The organism is Streptomyces sp. NPDC001393 (assembly GCF_053597455.1).
This window is the reverse complement of the sequence record NZ_JBSFIH010000061.1, coordinates 41,722-51,341: the sequence shown is the minus strand read 5'-3', so window position 1 is coordinate 51,341 and position 9,620 is coordinate 41,722. Positions and strand designations below refer to the sequence as shown.

Genomic DNA, 9,620 nt, shown 5'->3' with positions numbered 1-9,620 from the left:
GCCGTGTGCGGGAGAACCGCATGCACGGTTCGAAGCGGCGGGGGCTGGAAACGGAGCGGACGTACTCCGTCACCGCGCCAGCCCCCGACCCTACAGGTCTGGCCCCCCGTCTCCTGCGTCCGGCACACGCCCTGGGCGGTCACCACCATCGAGTCCAACTGTGCCTCGCGCGGCGACGTACTGCATGGCTGCGGAGTGTACGTAGCCGGGCCACCGGACGTCAGGTCGCTCGGGTACGCGAACGTGGGTTCCGGGGCGGCGGTCGCACAGTTCCGGGTGGAGTCCAGCGCCGCGCCGATGATCCGACGGCCGGCAGTGTGGAGCCCGTCGCTGTCCTGCCGGTCCTCGGAGTGACGGACCAGCAGCCCGAGTCCACCGACCACACACATGGTCAGTCCGAGCCCGAGCAGCCAGCCGATCAGGTATCCGGAATCGTGTCGTCGGCGCATCAGCAGGGCCGCCGTGCCGGCCGCCACGACGACGACCCCACCGGCCCCGAGCAGGGCCACGGCGGGCCCGGTCGAGATGGGTCCGACGTGCTCCCCGTTGCGCGGCATCCACTGTGCGATCAGCATCCGCACGGCCCCCCATTCTGTCGATCGTTCGTCAGTCTAACGAGTTGCCTGGGGCATCCGGCTGCACCGAACGGCAGCTGCAGCCCGGCGACCCGCGCCACTCCGAGGGCGCCCGGTTGCCCCACAGCACCCGCCAGCAGAGCGCGTCCGCGACAACGTAATCAGGGGAGTTCATGGGCGGTCGTCAGGTCTCACCGTGCCGATGCACGGCACGGTGAGACCCGGGTGAACGAACCGTCAAACGCGGCATGCCGGTGCCGCCGCGGCAGGTCATCGGCGAGCCAAGAGTGGTCCAAATGAGGGACGCGTGTTCCGAATTCCGGACGGGATAGCTGCGTTCCGGCCAGCCGTAGAGGAACCGAGCGTGGACTGCGGTTCCGATGGCGCGCACCGTGCGTGAACACCCCGAGCCGGCGACGAGGTCCGGCGTGCCGAGACGGTTGCGCCGGGGATCGCCCGTCCCGGCGCAGGCACGGCCGGAATGCGTCCTTGTTGTGGCGTGCGGGCGTCGCCATACTCGACGCGTTTGGCATGGCCACGTCGAATCCTCTGGGTCGCCGTCCCCGGGCCTGCCATCCCTCCGGCCCCGACTCGGTGAGCGAGCGGGGCAACCCCCACTGGAGGCCTCACATGTCGCAACGTCGCACAGCTCGCACCACCCGCGCGCTCACCGGAGCGAGCGCCGTGGTCCTCACCGCCGGCGCCGCCCTGCTCCCCGGCTCGGCCACGGCCGCCGCCGCTCCGGCCGCCGCCACCCCGGCCGCGGCACGTGCCGCGGTCGCCGCGAACCTGGTCGCCCGCCTGGGCGACCGTGCCGCCGGCACCTACTACGACGCCGCGGCCCGCCGGTTCGTCGTCGACATCACCGATCCGGCCGCGGCGGGCCAGGTCCGCAACGCCGGTGCCGTGCCCAGAACCGTGCGCTACTCCACGGTCCAACTCCGGTCCGTGCTCGGCACCTTGAACCGGCGGGCCCGGATCGCGGGCACCGCCTGGGCGATCGACCCCCGTCAGGACAAGGTGGTCGTGACCGTCGACCCGACGGTCACCGGAGCGAAGCGCAACCGGCTGAGCACCGTGGTCGACTCGCTCGGCGACAAGGTGGTCGTACGCAGGGCCGCCTCCGCGTTCAAGCCGCTGATCGCGGGCGGCGACGCCATCTGGGGCAGCGGTGTCCGCTGCTCCCTCGGCTTCAACGTGACGGTGAACGGCGCGCCGTACTTCCTGACCGCCGGGCACTGCGGCAACGCCTCCTCGACCTGGTCCGACTCGCAGGGCGGCGGCGAGGTCGGCCAGACCGTCGACTCGCAGTTCCCCGGCACCGACTACGCCCTGGTCCAGTACGACGACGCGAACAGCGACCACTCGAGCGCCGTCGACCTCTACGACGGCAGCAGCCAGCAGATCACCCACGCCGCCGATGCCTACGTGGGCGAATCGGTCCAGCGCAGCGGCAGCACCTCGGGTGTCCACGGCGGGACGGTCAACGGACTGGACGCGACCGTGAACTATTCGGAGGGCACGGTCTCCGGGCTCATCGACACCGATGTGTGCGCCGAACCCGGCGACAGCGGCGGCGCGCTCTTCGACGGCGACGCGGCCATCGGGCTGACCTCGGGCGGAAGCGGTGACTGCACCTCCGGCGGCGAAACCTTCTTCCAGCCGGTGCCGGCGGCGCTGAGCGCGGAGGGCGCGACGCTTCCGTAGCCGGGAGACCGTAATTTCTCCGGCCGACCGGAGTGCCTCAACCGGACCTGTCATGGGCCCGGTTGAGGTTCCTCCCACAGCCTCGTCGACGGACCGGCCAACGCCGGCCACCAGGTCATCGTGGCCCTGCCGCGTCAGGCCCGTCGAGCGGACGGTTGCCGTCGGCTAGCTCGGAGAGACCGGGAAGAGCATGCAGCTGCTGGTGGCATGGGCGAGCAGGCGGTCCTCGGAATCGAGCAGTTCCGCCTGGGCCAGGGCGGTGCGGCGGCCGTGGTTGAGGACGGTGCCGATGGCGCGGACCTTGCCGGTGTCGACCGTGATCGGCCGCAGGAACTTCACACTGAGGTCGAGCGAGGTGTAGCCCATGCCCGCCGGGAGGACAGACTGCACGGCACAGCCTGCGGCTGAGTCGAGGAGAGTGGCGTAGACCCCGCCATGGACACTGCCGATGGGGTTGTAGTGTTCCTCGCCCGGTTCCAGGGCGAAGACTGCGCTGCCGAACTCAACCTGCTCCAGTGTGAATCCGAGGGTCGCGGCGATGGGCGGGGCGGGCAGGCGTCCGCTGAGCACCCTGCGCAGGAAGTCGAGACCGCTCTCCTGGCCGACGGCGGCCGCAGAGGTGCTCGGATCCTGCCACTCGAACGTGCGTGACCTCGTCATCGGCCTCTTCCTCCTGCTGGCTTCACAAACAGAAGCTAGCCAGCCGGGGATCTGGCTGTCAATGTCGCAGCCAGCCTACGATGACCGCATGACCTGGCTGGAGACCAGTACGGACAACTGCACGGTGCAGCGCACCCTCGACCTGATCGGCGAGAAGTGGTCGCTGCTGGTGCTGCGTGACGCCATGAACGGCGTACACCGCTTCGACGACTTCCGTCGGCACGTGGGACTGTCGGAGGCGGTGCTGGCGGACCGGCTGCGCAAACTGGTGGCCGCGGACATCCTGGAGACCGCCCCCTACCGCGAGCCGGGACACCGCACGCGCCACGAGTACCGGCTCACCCGGAAGGGCTGGGATCTGTGGCCCGTGATGATCGCCCTGAAGCAGTGGGGCGATCGCTACACCGCGGACCCCGAGGGGCCACCGTTGGAGGTGCGCCACCGTGACTGCGGCGAGCAGGTGGAAGCCGTCGTCATCTGCTCGGGCGATCACGGGCAGCTCGTCCCACGACAGGCGTACACGCGCCCCGGCGCCTCCGCGCACGCGGTGACCTGAAGGGGGGTCGCCCGTTCCGGGAGGCGTCGGGGACGCCTCGCACACGGCACTTCCGGTGGCGCTCAGCGCCCTGGCCCGAGCGGGTGTCTTCCGGCGCGCCCGAGGCTGATCTGTCCCGGGCGTCCGCGGGCGGCTTCTAGCCTCGGCGACATGCTGGGGCTTCCTGCTCATGTCCGTGCCTGCCTTTTCGACCTCGACGGGGTGCTCACGCAGACCGCGAAGGTGCACGCGGCAGCGTGGAAGGAGATGTTCGACGGCTACCTCCGCGAGCGCGCGACGCGTGAGGGGACCGCGTTCGTGCCGTTCGACGCGGTCGGTGACTACGACGAGTACGTGGACGGGCGCCCCCGTGCGGACGGCGTGCGCACGTTCCTTGCGGCCCGCGGCATTCGGCTGCCCGAGGGATCGCCGGAGGACCCGCCGGGGGCCGAGACCGTGAACGGGCTGGGCAACCGGAAGAACGAGCTGGTGCTGCGGCGGATCCGCGAGGACGGCGTGGAGCCGTACGAGGGCTCGGTCCGGTTCGTGCGCGCCGTCCGGGAGGCCGGTCTGCGCTGCGCGGTGGTGTCGTCCAGCGCGAACTGCCGGGACGTCCTGGTGGCGGCCGGCATCGAGGACCTGTTCGACGAGCGGATCGACGGAGTCGTGGCACGCGAGCGCCGGCTGCGGGGCAAGCCGGCCCCGGACACCTACCTGGAGGCGGCCCGGGGCCTGGCGACGGATCCGCACGAAGCGGCTGTGTTCGAGGACGCCCTGGCCGGTGTCGAGGCGGGCCGAGCGGGCCGGTTCGGCGTCGTCGTGGGCGTCGACAGGGTGGGGCAGGCGGAGCAGCTGCGGGCGCACGGTGCGGATGTGGTGGTCCGCGACCTGGGCGAACTTCTGGAGGCGCCGTGATCACCCATCCGAGCTTCACGGTCGAGCCGTGGTGCCTGCGCGAGACCGAGCTGAACCTGGACGTGCTCGCACAGAGCGAGTCGGTGTTCGCCCTGTCCAACGGGCACATCGGATGGCGCGGCAACCTCGACGAGGGAGAACCGCACGGACTGCCCGGCGCGTACCTCAACGGCGTCCACGAGCGGCACCCCCTGCCGTACGCGGAGGCCGGCTACGGATATCCCGAGTCCGGCCAGACGATGATCAACGTCACCGACGGCAAGGTCATCCGGCTGCTGGTTGACGACCACCCGTGCGATCTGCGCTACGGCAGACTGCGCGCGCACGAACGGGTGCTGGACTTCCGGTCCGGTGTGCTCAGCCGCAGCGCGCAGTGGACCTCGCCCGGCGGCCGTACGGTGCGGATCACCTCACGCCGGCTGGTGTCCTTCACCCAGCGGGCGGTGGCCGCCATCGTGTACGAGGTGGAGCCGGTCGACGGGCCCACCACGGTGGCCGTACAGTCCGAGCTCGTCGCCAACGAACAGCTGCCCCGGTTCGAGGGCGACCCACGTGTCGCCGCGGCGACCGAGTCACCGCTGGTGCCCGAGGAGCACTTCGCGCAGGAAACCCGGCTGCGGCTCGTCCACCGCACCGAGCGCAGCGCACTGCGGGTGGGGGCGGCAGCCGACCATCTCGTCGACGGACCGGCGAGCACGAGCTGGACGGCGCAGAGCGAGCCCGATGTCAGCCGGCTGACGGTGACGGCGGACCTCGTGCCCGGACAGCCGCTGCGGCTGGTGAAGTTCGTGGCGTACGGCTGGTCGGGGGAGCGTTCGCTGCCGGCCGTGCACGATCAGGTGGACGGAGCGGTGGCGGCCGCGGTCAGCACCGGCTGGGAAGGGCTCGTCGCCGCGCAACGGGCGTACCTGGACCGCTTCTGGGCCGGCGCGGACGTCGAGGTGGAGGGCGACGCACAGATCCAGCAGGCGGTGCGGTTCGCTCTCTTCCATGTGCTCCAGGCGGCGGCCCGCGGCGAGAACCGGGCGATTCCCGCGAAGGGCCTGACCGGCACTGGTTACGACGGGCACTCCTTCTGGGACACCGAGTCCTTCGTCCTGCCCGTACTGTCGTACACCGCGCCGACGGCCGTGGCATCGGCACTGAGGGCGCGCCACCGGATGCTGCCTGCGGCCCGCGAACGCGCCCGTCAGCTGGGGCTCGCCGGGGCGGCGTTTCCCTGGCGGACGATCGACGGCGCCGAGTGCTCGGCCTACTGGCCGGCCGGGACCGCCGCCTTCCACGTCAACGCCGACATCGCCCTGGCCGCCGTACGGTACGTCCTCGTGACCGGGGACGAGGACTTCGAGCGCGGCGAGGGACTCCACCTGCTCGTGGACACCGCCCGTCTGTGGCGGTCCCTCGGACACCACGACGCGGAAGGCGTCTTCCACATCGACGGGGTCACCGGCCCCGACGAGTACAGCGCCATTGCCCGCGACAACCTGTACACCAATCTGATGGCCCGGCAGAACCTGCTCGCCGCCGCGAACGTGGCCACGCGCCATCCGGAACGCGCCGAGGAACTCGGTGTCGACGAGGAGGAGGCCGCGGCGTGGCGGGACGCCGCGGCCCGCATGGCGATGCCGTACAACGAGTCCCTGGGCGTGCACGAACAGTCGGCCGGCTTCACAACCTTCCAGCACTGGGACTTCGAGGCGACCCCACCCGAGAACTACCCCCTGCTGCTGCACTACCCCTACTTCGACCTGTACCGCAGGCAGGTGCTGAAGCAGGCCGACCTCGTCATGGCGATGATGGAGTGCCCGCACCTCTTCTCCGACGAGCAGAAGGCGCGCAATTTCGCCTACTACGAACCGCTGACCGTCCGGGACTCCTCCCTGTCGGCGTGCTGCCAGGCGGTGCTCGCGGCCGAGACCGGACATCTGCGGCTGGCCTACGCCTACCTGAGCGAGGCCGCGCTGATGGACCTGGACGACCTGGAGCACAACACCCGTGACGGGCTGCACATCGCCTCCCTCGCGGGAACATGGATCGCCCTGGTCGCGGGTTTCGGGGGGATGCGCCGGTACTTCGGCGACGAGGGCAATCCGGGCGTGCTGTCGTTCGCACCGCGCCTGCCCGAGGCGCTGTCCCGGGTGGCCTTCACGGTGCTGGTGCGCGGCCGCAGACTGAAGGTGGAGATCGGCCCGTCCCATGCGCGCTACCGCTTGCTGGAAGGCGAACCGATGGACTTGCTGCATCACGGCGAGCCGAGGACCGTGACCGCCGACGCCCCGGTGGACTGCCCGTTGCCTCCCACACCGACCCGCCCCGAGCCGCAACAGCCGCCGGGCCGGCGTCCGGAGGGCCTTCCCGCGGGGGACGAACACCGGGCAGAGACCCAGGAGTAGCCGGAGAGGGGCCGAACCGGGTGACGCGGTGATGCCGGACCGTCACCACCAGTCAGCGGATTGGCACCAGGCTGTGGGATGAGCAGCGATAAAATGGCCCGAATCGGTGCCCTGGCTTCCGGACCTGGGCTGCCTCTCGACCTGTACGACCTCGGGGAGCGGCACGGTGGCGAGGTCTTCTGAGGAACACAGAGTCACGCGCACTGCTGGTGCGTGGGGCGGGTGGGGCAGGGCGCTGCCCATGCTGCCCGCTCTGCTGCTGATCATCGGCCTGGTCGTCGGTCTCACCACACCCCGCGACGTCCGGCCGGACGCCTTCCTCGCCACGGCCATGGTTTCTGCCGCCGCACTGCTGCCCCTGTGGGGGACCGTACTCATCGGGGTGGGAGCGTGCGCCGTCTTCGTCGGCCTGATGGTGGACTTCAACGCGCTGGGGGATGCGACCGCCTACTCCGAGCTGGCCACCCTCATGGCGATCGCGGCGTTCGCCGTCTTCTTCAACCGTCTGCTCGGCCGACGTGCCCATCAGCTGCTTCAGGTCCGCTCAGTGGCCGAGACCGCCCAGCTGGCGGTGCTGCATCCGGTACCGCGACACCTCGGGCACCTCACGCTCGAGAGCCTGTACCTGGCCGCCGCGGCGGAAGCCCGCATCGGTGGCGACCTGTACGAGGCGATACACACCCCGCACGGCGTACGGCTGCTCATCGGCGACGTACGGGGCAAGGGCCTGCTCGCGATCCAGGCCGCCGCGACGCTGCTCAGCGCCTTCCGCGAGGCCGCCCACGACGCGCCCGACCTGCCCCACCTCGCGTGCCGCCTGGAGACGAGCATGACCCGCTACGCCGCCCTCTATCCGGGAGTCCCGGGCTCGGAGATCGCCGAGCGTTTCGTCACCGCTCTGCTTGCCGAGGTCCCGGACGATGAACCGGTGGTCCGGACCGTCACCTGCGGCCACCCGCCCCCGCTGCTGCTGCACCACGGCGAGGTCCGGGAGCTGCAGCCCGCTGCTCCCTCGCCGCCGCTCAACCTGGGCATGCTGATCAGCGACGGTTACCACGTCGACCTCGCCCCGTTCCACCCCGGGGACAAGCTCCTGCTGTACACCGACGGGGTCACCGAGACCCGTGACCGCTCCGGCGCCTTCTACCCCCTCGTCGAACGCATCAGCTCATGGAGCAGCGAATCACCCCACCAGCTCCTCCACCACCTCCACCACGACCTGATCGCCTACAGCGGCGGTGAACTCGACGACGACATCGCCGCCCTCCTCGCCCAGCGGCACCCGGGCCACTGAGCCCGAAATGAGGCGCTGCGACGGTGTGGCTCCATGCGGCTTTGGGGGCGGTCTGCGCTGTTTGTCGGCGGTCACCAGGCCGACGCGCGGTAGACCGCGCCGCTGACGGTCAGATCGCCCCCGAACTGGGCGAACTGTGCCATGGTCGCGTTGTCGAAGGAGAGAGTGCGGGCGGGAGCGGCAGGCTGGGACAACCAGCTCGGTACGGCATCGGGGGTGATGGTGACGGTTCGGTCGGCCGGGAGCGGGGCGCCGCCGAGGCCTGCGACCGTGCCGGACAGCTTGCGGACATAGAGGGTCACCACACGGCTGCTGCCTCTGTGTGTGAGTGTGGTCGTGGTCCTGGATCCGGTTCGCAGCCGCATCGCGGCGCGGCCACGGCCTGCGGTCACGTCGAGGTCGACGGCGTTCACGGATGTGGCCGTGAACTTCAGCACCCGCACGGACCCGGCCGCGGTGCGCACGGCGACCACACCCTCGAAGGCGGCGCCGCGGAGCACGAGTCTGTCGGTTCGCAGTGTCCAGGAGGGGTTCGCGGGACGGACGGGTGGCCGATCGAGCGGTGCCTCGGAGAGAGCCGGCGACGCGCTCATCGTTGCTCCTGCGATGCTCGCAGAAGCCCGCGCGGAGCTCGGCGGCGCCGGTGTGCCACGCGCAGCCGGTGTGTCACTCGCCCGTGCGGGCCCGCCGTCCGTGGGCGCAGGCGTGCCGCCCGCAAGCGTCGGCTCGGTGTCCATGGGTGTCTGTGTGAAGCTCGACGGCGTCGCGGATCCGGTGGTGTCGGCGGGGGCGGGGAGCGCGTTCGTCGCCATCGGTGTGGCGAGGTGCAGGGCCAGGGGGACGGCTGCCGCGGCCAGTGTGCAGACAAGGGGGCGCTGCACTCGGCCGATCACGCGGCTGGTGCGCCGCTCCGGGCGGCCCGGGCGGTGAGGCTCGGGAATCGGTGCGTCCGCCGCCTGCCCGGTGCGGTTGTCACTGGTCACGTGGGCTCTCCGGCCGTCGGAACGGCTGTGGAGGCGCTGTGTGTGGCGGTCGCGGTGGCAGTCGCTGCCGAAGCTGTCGGCGGCTCGGCGGCGCGGGGCGGGATCCAGGCACAGGCCAAGGAGCCGCCGATGAGGGCGGAGATCAGGCCGAGCAGCAAGCCCCCGAAGTTCGCGACGGGGAAGGAGACGAGGCCGAGCAGCAGGGTGGCGATGCCGGCGAAGACGCGAAGGCGCTGCTGGAACCAGAGGCCGAAGGCCAGGGCCATCAGGAGAATGCCGATGATCAGCGATCCGGCTCCCGAAGTGGTCGACAAGGCCAGCGGCATTCCGCCGAGATCGAGGTGCGCGTAGGGCAGATAGAGGATGGGGAGGCTTGCCTGGAAGGTGAACACCCCGGCCCAGAAGGGGCGCTCACCGCGCCAGGTTCTGAACCTGCGCCGGGCATCGGCGGCCGTGACGCGCAGGTGCGCGGGGCTGCGGGGGAAGTCGATCAACACGTGTCCTGTCCTGATCAGGGTGGGGCGAGCACATTCCGGGCTTGGATGACGATGGTCGATG

General features: G+C 70.9%; 9 protein-coding genes. 5 read left to right on the top strand and 4 right to left on the bottom strand.

Annotated elements, in window-relative coordinates; all coding sequences use genetic code 11:
* A partial coding sequence (locus ACWC2T_RS38935) for a hypothetical protein (RefSeq protein WP_450675054.1) occupies positions 1-581 on the bottom strand: 581 nt, incomplete at its 3' end.
* Positions 582-1,205: 624 nt separating this feature from the next.
* Here ACWC2T_RS38935 and ACWC2T_RS38930 point away from each other — a divergent pair.
* Positions 1,206-2,282 carry a S1 family peptidase gene (locus ACWC2T_RS38930; protein WP_450675053.1) on the top strand — a complete coding sequence of 359 codons (1,077 nt, stop codon included), beginning with the start codon at positions 1,206-1,208 and terminating at the stop codon, positions 2,280-2,282.
* Positions 2,283-2,447: 165 nt separating this feature from the next.
* On the opposite strand, the gene ACWC2T_RS38925 is transcribed toward ACWC2T_RS38930, so the two are convergent.
* Positions 2,448-2,942, bottom strand: a complete 495-nt coding sequence (locus tag ACWC2T_RS38925) for a PaaI family thioesterase (RefSeq protein ID WP_450675052.1) — start codon at positions 2,940-2,942, stop codon at positions 2,448-2,450.
* A gap of 88 nt (positions 2,943-3,030) precedes the next feature.
* On the opposite strand from ACWC2T_RS38925, the gene ACWC2T_RS38920 reads away from it, so the two are divergent.
* The 4 genes from ACWC2T_RS38920 (at position 3,031) to ACWC2T_RS38905 (ending at position 8,079) form a co-directional block, all read left to right on the top strand.
* Positions 3,031-3,498 carry a winged helix-turn-helix transcriptional regulator gene (locus tag ACWC2T_RS38920; protein WP_450675051.1) on the top strand — a complete coding sequence of 156 codons (468 nt, stop codon included), beginning with the start codon at positions 3,031-3,033 and terminating at the stop codon, positions 3,496-3,498.
* A gap of 150 nt (positions 3,499-3,648) precedes the next feature.
* Positions 3,649-4,392, top strand: coding sequence for a beta-phosphoglucomutase family hydrolase (locus ACWC2T_RS38915; protein ID WP_450675050.1), 744 nt, complete (start codon positions 3,649-3,651; stop codon positions 4,390-4,392).
* The gene (locus ACWC2T_RS38910) at positions 4,389-6,785 is read left to right on the top strand and encodes a glycoside hydrolase family 65 protein (RefSeq protein WP_450675049.1); all 2,397 of its coding nucleotides are present in this window, start codon (positions 4,389-4,391) and stop codon (positions 6,783-6,785) included. The genes ACWC2T_RS38915 and ACWC2T_RS38910 overlap by 4 nt, the downstream gene beginning before the upstream one ends.
* Before the next feature lie 241 nt (positions 6,786-7,026).
* Entirely contained in the window at positions 7,027-8,079 is a 1,053-nt protein-coding gene (locus ACWC2T_RS38905) for a PP2C family protein-serine/threonine phosphatase (RefSeq protein ID WP_450675048.1), read from the top strand.
* A gap of 71 nt (positions 8,080-8,150) precedes the next feature.
* On the opposite strand, the gene ACWC2T_RS38900 is transcribed toward ACWC2T_RS38905, so the two are convergent.
* Both ACWC2T_RS38900 and ACWC2T_RS38895 read right to left on the bottom strand, forming a co-directional pair.
* Positions 8,151-8,672 carry a hypothetical protein gene (locus ACWC2T_RS38900; protein WP_450675047.1) on the bottom strand — a complete coding sequence of 174 codons (522 nt, stop codon included), beginning with the start codon at positions 8,670-8,672 and terminating at the stop codon, positions 8,151-8,153.
* A gap of 386 nt (positions 8,673-9,058) precedes the next feature.
* Positions 9,059-9,559, bottom strand: coding sequence for a DUF6114 domain-containing protein (locus tag ACWC2T_RS38895; RefSeq protein WP_450675046.1), 501 nt, complete (start codon positions 9,557-9,559; stop codon positions 9,059-9,061).
* Positions 9,560-9,620: the final 61 nt, after the last annotated feature.

Coding starts and splice junctions, on each gene's coding strand:
- ACWC2T_RS38915 (WP_450675050.1), top strand. CDS start 3,649: ATGCTGGGGCTTCCTGCTCATGTCCGTGCCTGCCTTTTCGACCTCGAC.
- ACWC2T_RS38905 (WP_450675048.1), top strand. CDS start 7,027: ATGCTGCCCGCTCTGCTGCTGATCATCGGCCTGGTCGTCGGTCTCACC.
- ACWC2T_RS38925 (WP_450675052.1), bottom strand. CDS start 2,942: ATGACGAGGTCACGCACGTTCGAGTGGCAGGATCCGAGCACCTCTGCG.
- ACWC2T_RS38900 (WP_450675047.1), bottom strand. CDS start 8,672: ATGAGCGCGTCGCCGGCTCTCTCCGAGGCACCGCTCGATCGGCCACCC.
- ACWC2T_RS38920 (WP_450675051.1), top strand. CDS start 3,031: ATGACCTGGCTGGAGACCAGTACGGACAACTGCACGGTGCAGCGCACC.
- ACWC2T_RS38930 (WP_450675053.1), top strand. CDS start 1,206: ATGTCGCAACGTCGCACAGCTCGCACCACCCGCGCGCTCACCGGAGCG.